Annotated in this window: 16 protein-coding genes; 1 reads left to right on the forward strand and 15 read right to left on the reverse strand. The window is 65.9% G+C overall.

Annotation, left to right across the window (positions count from 1 at the left end; all coding sequences use genetic code 11):
• From rfbA to AB0O93_RS10330, 14 genes are all read right to left on the reverse strand, one after another.
• A partial coding sequence (gene rfbA / locus AB0O93_RS10265) for a glucose-1-phosphate thymidylyltransferase RfbA (RefSeq protein ID WP_363342984.1) occupies nt 1–866 on the reverse strand: 866 nt, incomplete at its 3' end.
• A gap of 42 nt (nt 867–908) precedes the next feature.
• Nucleotides 909–1,895, reverse strand: a complete 987-nt coding sequence (locus AB0O93_RS10270) for an acyltransferase family protein (RefSeq protein WP_363342986.1) — start codon at nt 1,893–1,895, stop codon at nt 909–911.
• A 38-nt stretch (nt 1,896–1,933) separates the two neighbouring features.
• Nucleotides 1,934–3,232, reverse strand: coding sequence for an O-antigen ligase family protein (locus tag AB0O93_RS10275; protein ID WP_363342988.1), 1,299 nt, complete (start codon nt 3,230–3,232; stop codon nt 1,934–1,936).
• On the reverse strand, nt 3,229–4,419 hold the full coding sequence (locus AB0O93_RS10280) for an oligosaccharide flippase family protein (protein WP_363342991.1): 1,191 nt from the start codon (nt 4,417–4,419) through the stop codon (nt 3,229–3,231). Before AB0O93_RS10280 ends, AB0O93_RS10275 begins: the two co-directional genes overlap by 4 nt.
• On the reverse strand, nt 4,416–5,123 hold the full coding sequence (locus tag AB0O93_RS10285; RefSeq protein ID WP_363342993.1) for a hypothetical protein: 708 nt from the start codon (nt 5,121–5,123) through the stop codon (nt 4,416–4,418). Before AB0O93_RS10285 ends, AB0O93_RS10280 begins: the two co-directional genes overlap by 4 nt.
• Nucleotides 5,116–6,012 carry a glycosyltransferase gene (locus tag AB0O93_RS10290; protein WP_363342995.1) on the reverse strand — a complete coding sequence of 299 codons (897 nt, stop codon included), beginning with the start codon at nt 6,010–6,012 and terminating at the stop codon, nt 5,116–5,118. The genes AB0O93_RS10285 and AB0O93_RS10290 overlap by 8 nt, the downstream gene beginning before the upstream one ends.
• Complete coding sequence (locus AB0O93_RS10295; RefSeq protein WP_363342997.1) at nt 6,009–7,124, reverse strand: glycosyltransferase family 4 protein; 1,116 nt, start codon at nt 7,122–7,124, stop codon at nt 6,009–6,011. The genes AB0O93_RS10290 and AB0O93_RS10295 overlap by 4 nt, the downstream gene beginning before the upstream one ends.
• Nucleotides 7,125–7,131: 7 nt before the next feature.
• Entirely contained in the window at nt 7,132–8,265 is a 1,134-nt protein-coding gene (locus tag AB0O93_RS10300; protein WP_363342999.1) for a glycosyltransferase, read from the reverse strand.
• A 21-nt stretch (nt 8,266–8,286) separates the two neighbouring features.
• On the reverse strand, nt 8,287–9,969 hold the full coding sequence (locus AB0O93_RS10305; protein ID WP_363343001.1) for a sugar transferase: 1,683 nt from the start codon (nt 9,967–9,969) through the stop codon (nt 8,287–8,289).
• A gap of 23 nt (nt 9,970–9,992) precedes the next feature.
• Nucleotides 9,993–10,892, reverse strand: a complete 900-nt coding sequence (locus AB0O93_RS10310) for a hypothetical protein (RefSeq protein WP_363343003.1) — start codon at nt 10,890–10,892, stop codon at nt 9,993–9,995.
• 9 nt (nt 10,893–10,901) lie between these two features.
• Nucleotides 10,902–12,461 carry a polysaccharide biosynthesis tyrosine autokinase gene (locus tag AB0O93_RS10315; RefSeq protein WP_363343415.1) on the reverse strand — a complete coding sequence of 520 codons (1,560 nt, stop codon included), beginning with the start codon at nt 12,459–12,461 and terminating at the stop codon, nt 10,902–10,904.
• Nucleotides 12,462–12,604: 143 nt separating this feature from the next.
• A complete protein-coding gene (locus AB0O93_RS10320) occupies nt 12,605–12,922 on the reverse strand; it encodes a hypothetical protein (RefSeq protein ID WP_053548601.1) in 318 nt (105 codons plus the stop codon).
• Nucleotides 12,922–15,420 carry a DUF2309 domain-containing protein gene (locus AB0O93_RS10325; RefSeq protein ID WP_363343005.1) on the reverse strand — a complete coding sequence of 833 codons (2,499 nt, stop codon included), beginning with the start codon at nt 15,418–15,420 and terminating at the stop codon, nt 12,922–12,924. The genes AB0O93_RS10320 and AB0O93_RS10325 overlap by 1 nt, the downstream gene beginning before the upstream one ends.
• Nucleotides 15,417–16,940 (reverse strand): proton-conducting transporter membrane subunit, encoded by a 1,524-nt coding sequence (locus AB0O93_RS10330; RefSeq protein ID WP_363343007.1) that lies wholly within the window; start codon nt 16,938–16,940, stop codon nt 15,417–15,419. Before AB0O93_RS10330 ends, AB0O93_RS10325 begins: the two co-directional genes overlap by 4 nt.
• A 106-nt stretch (nt 16,941–17,046) precedes the next feature.
• Here AB0O93_RS10330 and AB0O93_RS10335 point away from each other — a divergent pair, with 106 nt between their 5' ends.
• Entirely contained in the window at nt 17,047–17,349 is a 303-nt protein-coding gene (locus AB0O93_RS10335) for a winged helix-turn-helix domain-containing protein (protein WP_363343009.1), read from the forward strand.
• A gap of 31 nt (nt 17,350–17,380) precedes the next feature.
• On the opposite strand, the gene AB0O93_RS10340 is transcribed toward AB0O93_RS10335, so the two are convergent.
• The gene (locus AB0O93_RS10340; protein ID WP_363343011.1) at nt 17,381–18,595 is read right to left on the reverse strand and encodes a Fic family protein; all 1,215 of its coding nucleotides are present in this window, start codon (nt 18,593–18,595) and stop codon (nt 17,381–17,383) included.
• Nucleotides 18,596–18,598: the final 3 nt, after the last annotated feature.

An 18,598-nucleotide genomic window follows, 5' to 3' on the forward strand; every position in this document is an offset into this window, starting at 1 on the left:
TGGCCTCTCTCCAACGTCTCCAACAGGTACGTGCCGTACCCGGATTTCACCAGCTTCTCCGCCCGCTCCCGCAACTGCGCGTCCGTGAGGAACCCTTGCCGCCACGCGACTTCCTCGGGCACCCCGATCGAGAGCCCGGTGCGGCGTTGGATCGTGCGGACATACTCCGCCGCGTCCGTCATCTGATCAAACGTTCCCGTGTCCAACCACGCCGTGCCACGGGGGAGGACCTCCACCTGCAACTTCCCGCGCCGCAGATACTCCGCGTTCACATCCGTGATCTCATACTCACCCCGCGCAGACGGGGAAAGGTTCCGGGCGATGTCGACGACGTCGTTGTCGTAGAAGTACAGGCCCGGGACCGCGTAGTTGCTCTTCGGGTGCGCGGGTTTCTCCTCCAACGACACCGCCCGACCGGCCCCATCGAACTCCACGACCCCGTACGCGGTCGGCTCCGCGACCCAATACGCGAACACCGCCCCACCGTCGACATCCGCGTACCGCTTCAACTGGCTTCCGAGGCCGGGGCCGTAGAGGAGGTTGTCACCCAGGACTAGGGCGACCTTGTCATCCCCGATGAAGTCCGCACCGATCGTGAACGCCTGCGCCAACCCGTCCGGAGATTTCTGCACCGCGAACGACAACTCGATACCGAACTGCGACCCATCCCCCAGAAGACACTCGAAGAACGGCGCATCATGCGGAGTCGTGATCACCAGTATCTCCCGCACACCCGCCAACATCAACGTCGACAAGGGGTAGTACACCATCGGCTTGTCGAACACCGGAATCAACTGCTTCGACACACCCAACGTGATCGGATGCAAACGCGTCCCAGACCCGCCGGCCAAAATGATCCCCTTCACGAGGCCTCCAACACGAACTTATTCGGCTACTAAACTGGTCCCTTAAGGGCTGCCCCGTAGAGGGTCCGCCGTCGGCAAAACGGTGGTGTCGACTCGCGACTTGCTCCTCGCGGGGAAAACAAAGAGGGCATCGATGGCCCGGTTTTGGCGCGCTTTTGAGAGTAGCCAGCCGACCGCAAATGCGAAAGCAACCCCTATTGCGTAGAAGAAGAAGGGCGCGCTTGCGCCAAGGTGGGCGAGCCACCAATAGCAAATCCATATTGCTCCGAAGTGGCTGACGTAGAAGACGATCGAGTTCAGTCCTACGAGCTTCAGCGGCAAGCCGATCCCCTTCGGCTGGATACCGGGGGCAACGGCGAGGACAAGGGCGATTCCTGCGAGCGGTGCCCAGATGTAGGCGGCCTTGTATCGGAGCGCCTCGGGGGAGGCCACGGCGAGCAACCCCGCAGCGATAACCACTGCCGCGCACGCTACTGCCACTAATGTTCGCCATTGTCTGCCAATTGAGTGCGGCCAGGCTTGGCTTTGGTACCAATGGCCCAGGCAGAAGAAGGCGAAGAGGAAGAGGAAGCGTGAGATTCGGTGCTCTTCAGGAGCAAACGCCGCCGCTATTGCTGCCGCCGCAGCGACATAGGCAAAGTTTATCCCAACTCTGGCGATCACCCAGGCTAGCGCGTAGAACGCTAACAGAAACCACAGATACCAAAGGTAAGTGGGCGGGACGATCGGTATGCGAGATAACGCCCAGAGGCTCCATTGCGCAGTAACCGTGAGCGAAATGGCAGTCCAAACTAGATACGGCCACCCGATTGATCGCAGCTTGCCCAAGAAATACACGCGAGTTGACTTGCTTAGCGACCTGTAAAGAAGCATTCCGGACAAAAACATAAGGAGGGGCATCCTAAACGGAGCGAAGAAGTCGCCCGCCCATGCAATTGCTTCCGGTATCGGCTCGACGAAACGTGTAAGGATCGTTCCGCCATGGTAAGTGATCACCAAGAAGATTGCGAAACCCCGTGTGACATCCATCCAATCTTGTCGCGGCGCAGAGCCAGTCTGTGATGCCATCAAGTCCCTGCCTTTTTTCTCGTTCGACGCCCACTGGTCGTGGTGCAGCGAATCGGGCCGACAATCGCGGAAACGAAAAGCATCAAGGTAAAGACGTTGAAGCCGTGAACAAAGTTGCTTTCCGTGATAGAGAATGCAATTGGCAGGCAAGGTAGTAGCCATATCGCACTCGCATGAGAACGCTCGAGGCGAGACCGTCGGCGCGCGTTGACCAGACTCACAACAGCGATAGCGCCTGCGGAGATCAAGCCCAGGACCCCTATGCCGAGCGCCACATCGATGAAGCCATTGTGGGCATGGGCGATCGCGCCCCCCGCATTAGCCCACACTCGCTCACGACCGGCTCCCGGCGTTTGCCAGAAGCTCTCCCAGCCAAACCCAAAGACCGCGGTACGCCCCAGCTCTTGGAGTGACGCCTCCCAGACCAGAGTTCGGTTTGAAAGCGTTGCATCTCGGCCTGTTGTAGAAAGTAGCCAGTCGGTGGCAGTCCCGCTGACGAGAATAAGGCTGGCAACCGGGATCCAGACAAGAACGCCGATCAGAGCTGCGGCGGATCGCTGGCTTCGATAACCCCACCAGACCAACACCGACAGGGCACCCATCGTCGCAGCCACAATTAGGGACGAAGCTGAAAGCGAGAGCGCGAGCGTCCCGCCAAAGACCGCGGCGCGCCAGATGGCTCGGAACGGAGTTCTCCAGCCAGAGAGGAGAAGACAGAGCTCGACGAGGAGGCCGGTTGCTGTAAACCTACCGAGCATGTTCTTGGCTTGGAGCACGCCGCGCAATCCTTCGGCCGTGGGATTCTGAGCAGCGGGCGCGAGCCAGCCTGCGGCGAGCGAGAGTATCGCGACCACTAGGAGCGCGGCGCTTGTCGCGGTCAGGAACTGGCGGGTGGTGAGGCGGGTCGCTAGAACATAGGCGGTGAGCGCCGTGGCGACTAGGGAGATGAGCTCCCTAGCTGACACAACGATGTTGAGAGTCCAAAGCATGGAAACGGACGCGATTGCCACCAGAGTGAGCACAGCAGTCATGCCAGCGGCACTCACGGATGCTGGCTGGCGCTTCGTGAACAGGGCAAGGATCGCCAGCGCGGATGTGATCCACGGGGCTAACGACATCCCGGGGACGGCGATCGGCTGATCGCTCGACCACTCCGCGACGGACGGAGCAAGCGCGCTGGTGTAGCTGAAGACCACGAGGGCCGCGATCCACCATGCCGCAGGTGGACGCGTGGAACCCGTGCGCATCGGTTGACGAGAGCGATGGCTGATCATCACTTCCGGGTCCGCTGCCTTCATGCGCTGCCGCCCCTTTTTTTCATCATGGCCAAGAGCGCAACACATTTGCCGATATAGGCGACCAAAGTCGCTGCGGCGACGCCCGCGATGCCCCAAGTGAGAGACATGAGAATCGCCGCCGCGACAAAGACGGCGGCAAACGACATCCCGTTGACTGCGACCGCGCGTTCTAATCCGATCGCTTGCAGCGCAGCGCCCATGGGCGTTGCCATCGATACAAAAGGAAGGGCAAGGACCAAGAGGATCGCGGCGGCGCCAGCATCGGCGTACGAGTCGCCGAACAGGATCACGACAACCCATGGGGCGAGAAGGGACGCTGGAACGGAGGCCACCACCATGACGGCGAGTGCGAAGCCCATTTGGACTGCTAAGCGCCGCGCGCGGACTTCCTTGGCTTTTGTGAGTCGAGGCAGGATTACGTTGGCTGCCGACACGGCGATCATTGAGAACGGCGTCACCAACCGGCTGGCGCCTGCGTAGAGACCTGCACCGTAGCCCCCTACGGTTAGCTGGGCTATCGGTATGTCGAGTTGGCGTGCCTGCGCCGAAACGTTGCTCGCGAGATAGCTTCCGCTTGCCCGTAAGGCTTCATACTCCAGCCGCCACTGCGGGCGAAGTGATGATTCGGGGATCACTCTCGAGAAGCGGAGCACGAGCTGCGCGGCAATACTCCCTGCGAGGTACCCGCCGCAGAACGACAATAGCGGATTGAAGCCAATAGTCATGGCCGCGAGAACCGCCGATAGGGTGAGCGCGCGCCTTAGGACAATACCAGCCCCGACGAGCCGGGTGCGGCCGTCGGCGATTGCCACCGACGAAGACGTGTCGAAATTCTTCTCCATCGCGATTGCGATCGGGAGCAAGGACAGCGCCGCTAGCGCGGAGTCTCCGCTCCGCGACAACACGTAGACAATTCCGGTGCCGGCTAGCCCAACAGTCAAAGTCGAATGTGCGTTGAGTAGGAGTGCCCCTCTAGTTCTCGGATCCTTGAGAGAGTGCGCACGAAGGAGGAATGTACCGAGTCCCAAATCAGCGACAACCATCGCGAGCGCGCCGATTGCAAGCAGTGTGTTGGTTATGCCGAACTCGCTCACCGGTACCTGGCGTGCCAGTGACACGAACGCGGCCGCCTGCATCAGGCTCGCGATCAGACGTGCCGCGGATAGCGAAACGATTGAGTTAATCACAGGCTGTCGACGTTCGCCGCTTCTCGAGATCGTAGAAGTCGAGCAGGCACGCCGCCAATGACCGAGTACGGCGGAAACCGCCCGCGAACTACAGCGCCCGCGGCCACTACAGAATGGGCGCCCACGTACGATCCCGCTAGGAACGTTACCCTTGCCCCAACCCAGACGTCTTCCTCAATGTTTATAGCCTCTTCCCGCGTCCCTTGTAAACGGATCGGGACGGTGGAGCTCTCGGCCACGTGCTCCTGGGAGTGAAATGACGATAGCGGGCCGATGATGACATCGTCGCCGATAAAGACACCGCCCGCACAGCCGACATGCCCAAAGTCCCCGATCGCGCTATTCCGGCCGATCTGTAGACCCGCACCCACGGTCGACATCGAACTTGTCCCGGTCACGGTTACGTACCGACCAAGCTTGGCCCCATGACCCAGATTGACGCCGTGTCTCGAGATGCCGTCGACCTTGCTCCGGTCGCCGATTGCCGAGTACTTCGCCATTGTCACATTCCGTTTACCTCTAATCTTCACACCTGAACCCAGGAACACGATTCGCTGAAAACGCGCCAGGCCGCGGATCAATTCAAGGAGTCGACCCGACATGATCGTGACCAAGTTGACGGTAGTAAGTTCGGGCGAGATGTTGGTGCCGCGACCAGATTTCTCTAGTACGCGACGAACGGCGCTTCGCACCAGGTCAAGCATCGCTGCCCACGCTCTCGTTTCGCACATACTCAACGTGTGTCGTCCCGCGAAGGGCTTGAAGCATCCCCAAGCCCATCCAGATCCTCCCGCTCGCGGCTTTCCTTAGCCGCCGGGGAGTCCATTCGGTGGGTCGAAGCGCGGCCCCGACGAGTATCCGAGCCATAGCGGAAGCATAAAGGCGCGCTCGCGTGGAGTCCTGATGCAGGCTTACGAGATTGCTGCCCATCCTCATGTATCGGCGCCGTACCCAATGGACCGTTGCGCGGTCAGCGGGTATGGCTTCATAGACGACGGGGTTGTCGTTCCAGACCAACTTCGCTCCGTAAGCCCGAAGGTTTGCGAAGAAGTGCACATCGCTACCGCCCGACTCCGTGAAGCCTTCGCTAAATCTGACTGCTGCGGGTATGGCCTTCACTTTGACAAGAGTGTTGTTTGTGGCGCCGAATGGAAGTTCGAGTCCGGTGGGGTGGCGGTCACGCTGAAGGATGCCCCCATCGACGACACGGTGATCTGCCCCGGGGCTGTACTCCGACAGCACTGGGCCGAAAAACACGTCGGCATCTGATTCTTCGGCATACCGAGTATGTGCCTTCAGCCAGCCCGGGGTGACGAACTCGTCATCATCTACAAACAGGATGGCCCAGTAGCCTGTGGCCTGATCGAGCGCTTTATTGCGCGCCGCTGGGATTCCAGGCGTGCGTTCCACCTCGATAAGCGCCCACGGGAAGTCGCGACGGATCGAGTCGAGGTAGTCAACGCCGACTGGGTTGTTGTCGACTACTAGAACGTCGACCTCGTCGCTTCTCTCACCCTCCAGCGACGTCAAGAGTCGCCGAAGGCCATCAGGACGTCCGTACGTGCAGACGGTAATTAGCAGTCTCAGACTCACGACCTGGCTCCAAGTTGTGTAAGCGCCTGTGCAATCCGTGTCGCGCTCGCTGCCGCTGAGTACCCCTGACTCTTCTCGAACGCTTCCCGGGAGGTCCTATCCCAGACTTCAGGGTCGCTGAGCTCGAGGACAGCATTGGCGAGGGCTTCCTCATCGTCGGGCGCGAAAAGGCGCCCACCCCGTCCGTCTGCGAGAACCTCGGACGGGCCCCCAGCAGCACTCGCGACCACAGGTCTAGATGCGTTCATGGCTTCGATAACGACTTTGCCGAAGGGCTCGGCTTTCTTGGACGGAGTGATCGACACGTCGGACCACACATAGTGGGGCGTCGCGTCTGCGACCTCGCCAGCGAACTCGATCAGCGACCGCACGCCTAGCTCATCGGCATAATCAGAAAGGCTCTTCTGGGCTTCTGACCCTCCGCCGTACTCCCCTCCAACGATCCGGATATTCACCGCTACGCCGGCTTCCTTCAGCTTTGCTGCTGCACGTATGAGCGTGTCTTGACCCTTCCACGAATTCAGTCTGCCGACGCAGACCAACCGGACAGGGCGCCCTGAGTGAGCACGCTCGGTGTAGGTACAGAAGGACAAATCCGCGCCCGACGTGATTACCTCGCATGGGACGTCTGGCTGTTTCCGGAACTGATCACGTGCAGCCGCGGAGACATAAATTGCGTACTGAGACTTCGAGATGAGGCGAGAGAAGAGGGCACGCTCGGATTCAGACCCAAATATCTCGCGAACCATCTGGACGTGCGGCACACCGAAATGGCGAGCTAGTCGACGACCAGCAATCATTGCGGTGGTGTTGGACATAACCACGTCCGGCTTCGTGAGGCCGACGTCGCGGACGCTCTCAGAGGTTCTCAGATAGGCGCGGGCAAGTCGGATCGCGGCGCGCGGACTCCTCAGTACCTCTCTCCGCAGTACCGCGAGCGGAGCGAAGTGGACCTCTGCCCCGGCATGATCCAGCCGATCGGCGAGGGGACCGCTGGTGGGCAACAAGACCGTCACACGGTTCCCAAGCGAGCTAAGGGTCCTGGCGATGGTTAGTAAAGAGCGGTCTGAGCCGTAGAGCTCAGAAGAGGAATGCTCGATTAGGACGTGCATTGATGACCTACACCAAGCCTTGCTGGCGGGACCCGCTAGCGCCGACTGCGACGATCTGTTCTCTAAGGGCGCTTTCGTATGCGCCGCACACACTTTCCCAGGTGTACAGTTCTTTCGCGCGTCTCGCCGCCGCGCGAGACATCTGCTCAAGCGATGGCTCATCAAGCGCCGCGGCCAAGACCGCCTCTGCAATCGCGTCCGGGTTCGGGTCTACGAACAGCCCTGTGTCGCCGAGAACCTCGCGGTTGTATGGGGTATCCCTGGCGACTGTCGGAGCTCCGAGAGCCATGGCCTGCACGAGCGTCGGGTTGGTGCCGCCGACGCTATGTCCATGGAAGTAGACGCCCGCGTGCTGCCACAGGGCTAGTAGTCGTCGGTCATCGCTAATGTGTCCGAACCATTGGATATTCGAGTTGTCTCGCTGCAGCGACTCGACTCGGTTGTCTAGATCGCCTCCGTATCCGGAGGACCCAACAATCACAACTGGCATCTGCTTAGAGATCGTCGTGGCCGCCTCGAGGAATTCGGGGATCGTATTCTCGGGGACAAACCGAGCGACTACAAGAGCGTAGCCCCGGTGACGAAGGCCGGGCTCAATGGGCAGTTGATCAACGCGCTCGCCGCCGTAGGGTATGAAGTGGCCGGTTCTTCCAAAGTCGCTCCGCCACCTCCGTTCGATCTCGCGAGAGTCATACACGAGTGAGTCGGCGCAGCGCGCAGCTAAACGCGCTCCGCCGCGGAACACCGATTTGGCAGCGCGCCCCCATTTCGCACGGTCCCACTCGATGCCGTCGACGTTTACAACGGTCTTGATCCCGCGAGCGCGGAGCATCGGGAGGTAATAGCCGTTTGCAACATTCATGACAAGAGCCACGTCTGGCTTCGTTCGGAGAGCGTCCAGCGATGCGGTAAATCCAAAAGAAAGTGTGCTCAGCGATTTGCTGTCTAAACCACGAGTCAGAACGGACCTCACTCGAGGGTCGAGGGTTGGGTCTTTGGGCATGACGGCGCCCTCGCGGCCGTACACCGCGACATCCCAACCCGCATCGCACAGATACGGGGCGAGCTTGCGCACGGCAGTTTCAAAACCGCCGTAGTAGCTGGGGTAGCCGCGCGTGCCGATGATTGCTACTGATGGCATTTTGTTGGTCCTTGGTCCGATTCAGAATGCCGTCTCGCCTGGGGCGAGGGCAGCTCTTGCGGTCTTTGCGAGAATGGCGAGATCGCCGATCATCGTCCAGTTCTCGACGTAGGAAAGATCTAGCCGGACGGTCTCCTCCCAGGAGAGCGCTGAGCGCCCGCTGACTTGCCAGAGTCCCGTGATGCCGGGCTTCACCAGGAAACGCCGGTGCACGTGTGATGCGTACTGCGCGACTTCCTGTGGCAACGGTGGGCGAGGTCCGACGAGTGACATTGAACCCCCGAAAACGTTGAACAGTTGGGGAAGTTCGTCCAGGCTGTACCGCCGCATGATTCGTCCGATAGGGGTAACGCGGGGGTCGTTCTTCATCTTGAACATGACCTCGTTGCCTGAATCGATGCCCTGTTCTTCGCGTTCACGCTGAAGCTTCTGGAGCAACTCCTCGGCGTTCGTCACCATGGAACGAAACTTGAGCATGGTGAATTCTTTGCCGCCGCGGCCGATCCGTGTCTGACGGAAGAGGATTGGGCCTTCGGACGACAGGCGGATGCTGATCGCGAGGAAGGCGAGGAGGGGGCTCAGGAGGATCACGCCTACCAAGGTCGCCGAGCAGTCCAGGATTCGCTTGAGGAACAGCTGCCCCTTGCTGAAGCGCGGCGTTTCGACGTGAATCAGAGGGAGGCCGGCGACCGGTCTCGTGTGGAGGCGCGGGCCGGCGATGTCGATGATGCTCGGCGCGAGCACGAGATGTTGACGCCCGGCCTGGAGGCCCCACGAGATTTGCTTCACCTTGTCCGGTGGAAGCTCGTCGGTGCTGGTTACCGCCACGGTGTCGGCGCCGGTGAGCTCCATCGCTCGCTCGACTGCATTGACACTCCCCATCATGGGGATGCCCGTCCCGGGGACAACATCTCCCACGGCGTCGCTCGGGGTACAGGCGCCGACGACGGTGTAGCCGGCGCGCGGGGCGCGCTGGAGCTCTCGCGCGACCTGGGTCACCGACTCGACGGACCCGACCAGAATCATGCGCGCGGAATAGTTGCCGCGCATTCGCTGCGCGATGAGCCATTGGCGCCAGAGCCAGCGCGTCGTCAGCAGAGCGACGATGCCGAGCGGGAGAGCGATGAGCAGGTAGCCGCGGGCGACGTCGACTCGCGCCAGGAACGCGATGATCGCAATAGCGCCGAACAGTCGGAGACTCGAATCGACGACGCGGACATACTCGGCGTTACCCGTGCCGACGGTGCGAAAGCTTCGCGAGTCGACAAGGGCAAGCACCCACATCCAGGCGAGGACGAGTCCGCCCGAGAAGAGCCAGTATGAGAATTCGGTGATGCGGGAGTCCGCGCGAATCGCCACCTCCACGTTGCCGAAGCCGAACCACAGAAGCTGTGATCCGTATACGGCCCACGCGAGAACGAACAGGTCGCTGAACCAGAGGATGCGGCTGTAGGTGCGGCGCCAGCCGCCGGCGTCTCCGCGCACGGGGGTGGCCGGTGCGGCGGTTGCCTGGGAGGCGGTTGCCGGGGCAGGAGTCGATTCTTCGCTCGTGTTGCTCGAAGCGGTCGTTGCTTCGGCGACGCGTGTGTCAGACGTCAACTGCACCTGCCTTTCTGGTTCCCAGCCTTCGTGCAGGTTACTACGCGACGCATTTCCGCTTTGTTGCATGACAGCGTCGGTCGAAAGACGTTCCCGATCGTTCACGTCGTCGCCTCCCACCGGTCGGCTCATGGCGCTGCCACCTCGGCGAGACCATCCGCTGACCAGGCGAAAATCTGCCCGGTGGGTGCGGAGGAAAGTGCCAGCGGAGTAGACGGATCCGCCTCAGGGAGGCAGCCGACGATAGCGGTGGTGTCGGTGATCTCGGTGACCGCGAGACCGGGGCACGCGGCATCCGTGTGGGCGATGAGGAGTGACGGGGGAGTGGCAGCCAGCGCGGTCGCCCCCGCGACCTCGACCGGCTGCCAGGACCCGTCGATCCAGCGGTGCGGAGTGCCGTCGCAGATCAGCGCGACGACATCGCCGCTCGCGCGGAGACCGGTCGGGGTCGCGCACGGGGCGTCGGTCGTCTGACCGCCGCCGATGTGGACGACGGCGGGGTCGAGCGGGTCGATGTAGCGGATGGCGGGGAGGACGTCGGGGTATGAGTCCCAGTAGGTGCCCTGCGTGTACGTGCGGAGCGCTTGCGTCTCGCACGCCTCACCCATCGAGCTGACCATCTCGGCCTCAGTGCCGGCGAGCGGATCGAGGCTCGCGATCTGGCCGATGGTCCGGTAGCGCGGAGTGACGTCTGTCCAGGTGGCGCCGGCATCCGTCGAGCGCTCGAGGAGCGGCTCGGTGGTGCCGCAGGCGCCGGCGGTCGCGCGCCACCAGGCGCCGTCACCGATCGCGAGGAAGCGCTCCTCGGAGCGCGCGATCGCCTCGGCGGTCTGCGTCACCTCCGGCGTCGGCTCGGCCGTCTCGACCCCGAGGTCGAACGTCGGCGCGGGCTCGGCCGCGAGGTCGGAGAGGTCGGGATTCGCGTGCTGGTACGCCGCGACCGCCAGAACGCCAACACCGACTGCGAGGACACCGGTCAGCGCGATGGCAAGCCATCGCGCTGACGAGGGAGTAGCTGGGGAGTGCACGCCGTCGGGTCAGGAGCGTTCGGAGCGGAGCGCCGGTGTCGGCGGGGAGGCGTCCGTCATCTGCGGGGGAGTGTCGCCGAAGCCGAGCTGCGCGGCCATGGCGTCGTCGTTCTGCACGGGCGCGGCGGTCTGCTGGCCGCGGCGGGACTGCTTCGGGCCCTTCGCGGGCTTCGGCGCCTTGGCGGCCTTGGCCTTCTTCGCCGGCTCCTGCATGTAGCCGTATCCGTAGCCATACCCGTAGCCGTAGGCGTACGAGTCGGGGCCGCGGGTCGGGACCATCGACATGACGATGCCGGCGACCTTCGCGTCCACCGTCTCGAGCGCGTCGATCGCGCCGCCGAGCTGGTGGCGGGTCGGGCGGCCCGACGACACGACGAGGATCGCGCCGCTGGTCGCCTTGGCGAGGATCGCGGCATCCGTCACCGGAAGAAGCGGGGGAGCATCGCAGATGACGACGTCGAAGTCGCGCTCGAGCACCTCGAGCAGCGTGTGCATCTGCGGCGAACCGAGCAGTTCGCTCGGGTTCGGCGGGATCTTGCCGGCGGGGAGCACGAAGAGGCTTCGCTGACCCCACGGGAGCATGACATCCCCCACACGGGTGCGGCCGATCAGCACGTCGGTGAGGCCCGCGCCGCCCTCGATACCGAGATACTCGGCGACCTTGGGCTTGCGGAGGTCGGTGTCGAGCAGGGCGACCTTCTTGCCGGCATCCGCCAGGGCGATGGCCAGGTTAATGGCGGTCGTCGACTTGCCCTCGCTGGGGAGGCTGGAGGTGACCACGAACGACGCGCGGCCGCCCATGTCGAGGAACTGCAGGTTCGTGCGAAGCGCGCGGAACGACTCGGCCCGGGGACTGAGCGGGTCGGCGTGCACGATGAGCGGACGCTCCTTGGCCTTCGGGTCGTACGCGATCGCGCCGATCATCGGGCGGTCGGTGACGAGCTCGACGTCGCGCGGCGAGCGGACCTTGGTGTCGAGCACCGCGCGGAGCACGGCGACACCGACGCCGAGGGCGAGGCCTACGAGGGCGCCGAGGGCGATGTTCAGCGGAACGTTCGGGCTCGAGGGGCTGAGCGGCGGGATCGCGTCCTTCACCCGAGTGAGGCGGACGGGGCTCGTGTCGGTGCCGTTCGGCGTCTCGATCGCCTCGACCGCGGAGGTGAGGCTCGCCGCCAGCGCATTCGCGACGTTCGCTGCGAGGATCGGGTCGGAGTTCTCGACCGTGATCGCGATGAGCGTCGTGTTCAGCGGGCTGTTGGCCGAGACCATGCCGGCGAGCTGGTCGGCGGTGACGCCGAGATCGAGTTCGGCGATGACCGGGTTCATCACGATCGGGGTGGAGACGAGGTTTGTGTACGTCGTCACGCGCGCCTGCGTGAAGCTCGAACCCTGCTGCAGATCCTGGATCGTGTTGCCGGCCTGCGACGAGACGAAGACGGTGCTCTGCGCCTCGTACATCGGGGTGCGGGTGAGCGAATAGCCGGCTGCTGCGCCGACGCCGAGAACGGTCGCCAGGACGATGATCAGCCAGTTCTTGCGCAGGATGCGGATGTAATCCGTGAGCTCCATGCCCACCTCTCGTGTTGCGTCTGTGGTCACAGCCCCAGTCGGGCCATCCTCTCACAGCTCATGTTTCGCTCAGGAGTCGCGCACGTAGCGGCCGGGGAAACGGGAATGTGCTGCGGCGCGGGGGCTGTGACCGGCAGGCGCCGTCACTGGAAGTACTCGGGCCTGCTCACGAAGGTCTCGGTGACGAACATCACCCCGCTGCGGGTGGTGAGGAGCTCCTTCGCCGCGCCGATCAGATCGTCCGCGCGCTCAGGCGGGAGGACGGTGATCAGCATCGTCAGGGTGTCGTAGTCGTTGAAGAGCAGCGCCCCGGAGTGCGGGCCGTGGTGCCCGAGACCCGAGACCCCCGACACCGCCGTGTACCCCGTCGCGCCGGAGGCGGTGATGAGCGAGCGGATGGGGGCGGCATCCTTTCCGGGTACGACGATCTCGACCTTGATCATCTTGGTGAGTCCGTGCATCACGGGGTCTCCGTTCTCGTGAGGGTGGCGGTGGACGTGCGGGTCGGGGTCTGGGTCTCCGTCGTGGCCCAGCCGAGGGCGGTGTAGGTCCACCAGGGGTCGGCGGCGGTGGAGCGGGCGGTGAGGCTGATCCACTCGTTGTCGAAGAGGTCGCGGAGCACCTGGTTGCCCGACACGATCGCCGATATCCGGTCGATCGGCGCCTGGACGATGACGCTCAGGCGGAGGGGTTCGTGGAGCAGCGCGTCGCCGACCGCGACCGACTGGCGGGGGAGCCCGCGCTGCAGGTCGCCGCTGTGCCCGGCGAGCACACCGATGCCGCCGATGGCGTTGTGGATCGTCTTCGTGCCCGCCCCGAGCGTCTCGGGGTTGAGCGTGGAGAAGTAGTACTGGTGGTTGATCCATTGGGCGACGACGACCGGGGCGGTGAGGATCGTCTCGAGCCCCGTGCCCTCCGGGTCGAGGGCTGCGTCGCACGAGTGCAGGAACACCCGCCGGTGCAGGTTCGCGCCCCGGGTCATCTCGCGCGGGCCGATGATCATCGCCGCGTTCCCGGCGAGACCGAGCTCGGGATACACCTCGGCCCAGTCGTGCGCGCGCGCCCGGAGCTTCGCGAGCGAGTCCGTCGGGTCGGCGCCGGGGAGGTCGACGGCGCGCTCGCGGACGAGGCCGTCGGCCGCGGCATCCGCCTGCGTGGTGAAGTCGTCGACGAGGGTCGCGTGCGAGTCGGGGATGAGGTGCCGGTCGAGGATCATGACGCGATCGGCGACGGTGTCGTGGAGGGCGGCGACGAAGTGGGTACCGGCGGGGATCTCGAGGCCGCGCGCGGCGAGGATCTCGCGCACGTCGGGGTCGTTGAAGATCTCGGCCGCCGCCCGGGCGTTGACCGCACCCGGGTTGCCGCCGCACGCGCCGCAGTCGAGCGCCGCCTGGTACAGGTTGTTCGTGCTCACCGAGCCGTGCCCGGCGAGGACGACCAGCGGCGCGAACCGGCCGAGTCCCATCATCCGGAGCCCCGCCTCGGCGAGCGTCGCGCGCTCCTCGAGGGTGAATGCCGACGCGATCGTGACGCGCGAGTCGACCGGCGGGGCGATGCGGTCGCGCCACCGACGGGTCAGCGTGTGGTGCAGCGTCGGGGCGAGGGTGCGGACCACCGACGACACCCCGAACAGGAACCCTGTCGCCTCCGCCAGGGCGAACGGCGTCGCCGTGGCGTTCTCGGTGACGTGCAGGGAGTGGGATGCCGCATCCAGTGCCCGGAGTCCGCGCGTGCGGGCGCTCGCCCGGTCGGCATCCGCGGGCGCCTCGGTGACGGCGTGCTTCGGCTGCAGCAGCGCCGGGAGTGAGTCGATCGAGCCGCGGCCCTCGTACGTCGCGAAGCGGACCGGGACGCCGAAGAACCCGGCCAACCCGAAGGTCTCGATGCCGGCATCCGTCTCGAGGTGTCGCCGGAGCCCCTCCGACCGCGGGTCGATGCACAGCACCACCTGCGTGCGCGGGGCGGCGGGTGCGGGGGTTCCGGGGGTCAGCGATGCGAAGAGCTCGCGCCGGTAGTGGCCCTCGTACGCCGCCTGCCACGTAAACGGGTGATCGGCGAGCGGATGCAGGGCGAGCAGTCGCGCGAGCGTCGCGACGTCGGCGGGTGATGCCCCGGGGGCGAGGGTGTCGGCGAGGCGCGCGGCGCGGGTGAGGAGCTCGGCGCCGGGAGTCGGCGTGGGCGCGGTGAGAGCGGCTTCGGCTTCGGGGTCGGGCTGGTCGGCGGTCGGGGGCAGGTCGAGGAGGAGGCGGACGGTGAGCCGCACCGCGAGGTACTCGGTGAGGTCGATGTCGCCGTCGTGCTCGCTGCGCCACTTCAGGTATCCGGTCCACCCGGGGAGCGCGGCGAGCTCGGCCTTCAGCAGCGTGACACGGTCGGCGTCGCGCGTGCCCCACGCGGTGAAGCACGCGGCGATCGCCGCCGAGGGCTGCTCGGGGGCATCCCGGAGCTTCCGGCGCGCGGGCCGCGGCATCCGCGGGTCGTGGGTCGCGAGTGCGCGCCACGCGGCATAGAAGCCGCGATCCCGCTCGGGGAGCTGCCACTGCGGGTCGGGGTCGAGGAAGGCGGCGAGCCACGGGACGACGAGGTCGGCGACCGGGTCGGTCAGGGCGGGGGGCGCCGCCGGCGCCGCGGGGGTGTCGGTGTGCAGCATGTCCTCGATCAGGACGTCCTCAGGTGAGAGATGGACGAGGGCACCGGTGAACGGGGGCACCTCCCGCAGCTCCGCTCCGCGCGCCCGGAGGGCCAGGACGAGGTCGTCCCGCGTGATGCGTCCGGTGGCGAACGCGGCGCGGTACGACTCCACGGGGAGGGTGAGGTGCGTGCCGGGCGCCGCGGCGTGATCGAAGCGCGTCGCCTCGTACGGGGCGAGCGGATTCGTGGCGATGAACGACGCGATGGGCCAACCGGCGACGGTGTCGCGGGCGGCCTGCGCCACCTGTGCCTGGACGAGCAGGGTCATCGTGCGACCTCCTTCGAGGGTGCGGGGGTGTAGGGGCGGGGTGCGGCGCCCGGAGCGGGCGTCGGGACGGTGGATGCGGCCAGGGCGCGGGCGTACACCGCGGACGAGAAGGCCGGGGCGAACCGCGGCGACCGACTCATCAGCTCGATGGCGATGAGGAGCGTTGCGGGGATGACGAGCAGCCACGGCGACGGCGCCTGCGTGCCGGCCGGGGTCGGGATCAGCTGCTCGAACCAGCCGACGGCGGCGATGTACGACAGGCCGAGGATAGCGACGACGGCGGCCGACGCGACGACCGTGCGGAGCGACATCCGCCGGCGGAGCCCCGCGGCGACCGCGACGATCGCGGTGCAGGCGAGGAAGGCGAGCAGGGCGAGGCTCACCGGCGTCGCGGCGGGAGCGATCACCGCCTTGCCCACCACCAGCACACCGATGGTCAGTGTCGAGCCGATGAGGACGGCGGCGGTAGTCGTTCTGGTGGTGGCGGGGGAGGGGGTCGGCCACGCGCGCTTCTCGGCACCCGCGGCGACACCGGTGCCGGCGGAGAGGAACAGGGTCGACTTGAACAGCCCGTGCGCGACGAGGTGGAACACCGCCGCGGCGAACGCGCCGAGCCCGACCGCCATCATCATGAAGCCCATCTGCCCCGCGGTGGAGAAGACCAGCCGCCCCTTCACGTCGGGCTTCACCAGGCGGACCACCGTGGCGTACACGAGCGTGGCGGCACCGGCGGCGAAGACCACCGCCATCGCCAGGGTGATCGGGGCGACCAGAGGCGAGAAGCGGATGAGGAGGATCGCGCCGGCGTTCACCACCCCGGCGTGCAGCAGGGCCGAGACGGGGGTCGGCGCCGACAGGGTGGCCGGCAGCCAGCGGTGGAAGGGCATCTGTGCCGACCGGCCGAGGGCGGCGATGACCACGAGGAGGGCGAGGGTCACCGCGGCGGCGTCGGGGAGGACGGCGGTGACGGTTGCGAGGTCGTCGAGACGGATGTCGCCGCCCGCCGTGACCACGAGGATCACCGCCGCGATCACCAGGGGTGCGTCGGCGACCGCGAAGCTCCACGCCGCGCGTCTTACGCCCTGCCGCGCCTGCGGCAGAGCGCGGTAGGTCGCGAGCAGCAGGACGAGGGAGGCGCCCGCGGCCACCCAGGCGAGGGTGAAGACCACGACCGTCTGCGCCGTGACGAGCACCGCGGTGCTGCCGGTGAGTGCCCCGGCCCACACGGCGAACCACCGCTGCCGCAGATCGCCCCGGAGGTACCGCAGGGCGTACGTCTGGATGAGGGCGCTCAGGCCCAGCACGAGGATCAGCATCACGTGGGCGAGCGCGTCCGCCGGCCCGCCGGGGGAGACGAGGCCGAGGGCCGCGGCGATCCCGGCCGCGACGGCGGCGACCGTTCCGACGCCGGCGGCCCACGCGCCGGCGCGCGCCCCGAGGTCGGCGGGTCGAAGAGCGGCGGCCAGGACCGCGCCCACCCAGGGGGTGGCCAGCGCGACGACGATCAACAGCAGTTCCATCAGACGCCTTTCATGACCGGATATTCAAAACACGAAAAACATAGCAGGTTTTTATAGTCGTGTTTTCACCATCCAGTCTTCGGAGGTGCGCGGGTAGTCTGAACGGATGGCGCAGTGGACCTTCCTGACGAACCACGCGCACGTGCTGCTGTGCGTGGCGGCGAATCCGGAGATCCTGCTGAAAGACATCGCGACCCTCGTCGGGGTCACCGAGCGCGCCGCGCTCCGCATCGTCGGAGAGCTCGAGGCTGAGGGCTACCTCTCCCGTGAACGTGTGGGTCGGCGCAACGTCTACCGGTTGAATCCCGACCGACCGCTCCGGCATCCGCTCGACAAGGGGCACCACATCGGCGAGCTCCTCGAGGCCTTCGGGGCCGAGCGGGTCGACCCGAACGGCGCCGCGCCCTGACCTCAGGCGCGAGGGGTGATCCCCACCGCCCTCACCGGGGTCGCATCGCCGCGGCGATGCGCGCGTCGAGATCGTCGAGCTCGGCCATGAGATCGACGGCTGCCCAGACGCGGTCGCGCTTGCGTCCGGTGATCTCCTGGATGACGCCCGCCTGTTCCAGGCGATCGACGGCGGAGTAGAGCCGAGGCGATACCGGGCCCGCGATGCGTTCGATCTCGGCAACGGCCATCACCGGGTTGTCGAAGAAGGCGGGGACCAGTCGGGCCGCCATCGAGCCCTGACGGACCTGGGCCTGCGCTTCCCATTGCACGGGGAACCGTGCGATCCTCTGCACCGACACGCGCCCCTCCTCCGCGGCCACGACCGCGGAGCGGAGCATCAGCTCGAGGAGAGGGCGAACGGCGCCCCGACGGTAGCTCCCGAGTGCGTCGAAGTATTCGTCGCGTCGGGCGAGCAGGCCGCTGGCCACCGGCGCCACGGTCCGTGAGGTGACGGCGCGTCGCCGGAGGATCGCCCCGATGAGAGCGCGACCCGTGCGGCCGTTGCCATCCCCGAAGGGGTGGATCGACTCGAACTGCGCGTGCGCGATCGTCGCCTGCACGAGAGTCGGCACATCATCCCTGTTCGCGAACGCGATCAGGTCGTCGAGCAGCGCCGGAACGCGCGCGTGATCGGGAGGGGCGTAGAGCGCGGTGCGAGGGCTGTAGTCGCTCCCACCGATCCAATTCTGGCTGTCTCGCAACTTTCCCGCGTAGGGCCCTTCGCTCGGGTCATCCCGCATCAGCGCCTCGTGGGCGCGGAGGATGTCGTCGCGAGTGATCGCGCCGTTGGTGCCCGCTGCCGCGATCATCGTCGAGAGGGCGGAGCTGGCGGCGACCATGCTGACCGCCGACGAATTCGACTTCTGGCCGGCCAAGGCGCGCGCGAAGTCCTCGACAGACGCCGAGACGCGCTCGATCCGGGAGGAGGCGACAGACTCACTGCGGATCATGAATCGCGCCATCGCCGCCGGCTGGTGCGCCGCCTCGCCGTCCATGGCGCCGAGAGCCACGAGCGCGCGCTCGCTCAGCCCGGTGAGATCCGCGGGGACGGCGTAGTCGAGCTCGGCGATGAACGGCGGGACGGAGGTCGTGACCTCGGCGAGGGTGCGGTCCTCACGACTTCCTCCACGGCGCTCTTGGCGCCAGGGCATGACCTCCCGGCCGTGGGGTGGCCACTCGCCCGTCTCGACGCCATGACCCGTCATCTC

This window comes from Microbacterium sp. NPDC077184 (assembly GCF_040687055.1).
In the GTDB taxonomy this organism is placed as follows: domain Bacteria; phylum Actinomycetota; class Actinomycetes; order Actinomycetales; family Microbacteriaceae; genus Microbacterium.

Coding starts and splice junctions, on each gene's coding strand:
- AB0O93_RS10315 (WP_363343415.1), bottom strand. CDS start 12,461: ATGGAGCTCACGGATTACATCCGCATCCTGCGCAAGAACTGGCTGATC.
- AB0O93_RS10320 (WP_053548601.1), bottom strand. CDS start 12,922: ATGCACGGACTCACCAAGATGATCAAGGTCGAGATCGTCGTACCCGGA.
- AB0O93_RS10275 (WP_363342988.1), bottom strand. CDS start 3,232: ATGAAGGCAGCGGACCCGGAAGTGATGATCAGCCATCGCTCTCGTCAA.
- AB0O93_RS10335 (WP_363343009.1), top strand. CDS start 17,047: ATGGCGCAGTGGACCTTCCTGACGAACCACGCGCACGTGCTGCTGTGC.
- AB0O93_RS10295 (WP_363342997.1), bottom strand. CDS start 7,124: ATGCACGTCCTAATCGAGCATTCCTCTTCTGAGCTCTACGGCTCAGAC.
- AB0O93_RS10340 (WP_363343011.1), bottom strand. CDS start 18,595: ATGACGGGTCATGGCGTCGAGACGGGCGAGTGGCCACCCCACGGCCGG.
- AB0O93_RS10270 (WP_363342986.1), bottom strand. CDS start 1,895: ATGGATGTCACACGGGGTTTCGCAATCTTCTTGGTGATCACTTACCAT.
- AB0O93_RS10325 (WP_363343005.1), bottom strand. CDS start 15,420: ATGACCCTGCTCGTCCAGGCACAGGTGGCGCAGGCCGCCCGCGACACC.
- AB0O93_RS10300 (WP_363342999.1), bottom strand. CDS start 8,265: ATGCCATCAGTAGCAATCATCGGCACGCGCGGCTACCCCAGCTACTAC.
- AB0O93_RS10330 (WP_363343007.1), bottom strand. CDS start 16,940: ATGGAACTGCTGTTGATCGTCGTCGCGCTGGCCACCCCCTGGGTGGGC.
- AB0O93_RS10285 (WP_363342993.1), bottom strand. CDS start 5,123: ATGCTTGACCTGGTGCGAAGCGCCGTTCGTCGCGTACTAGAGAAATCT.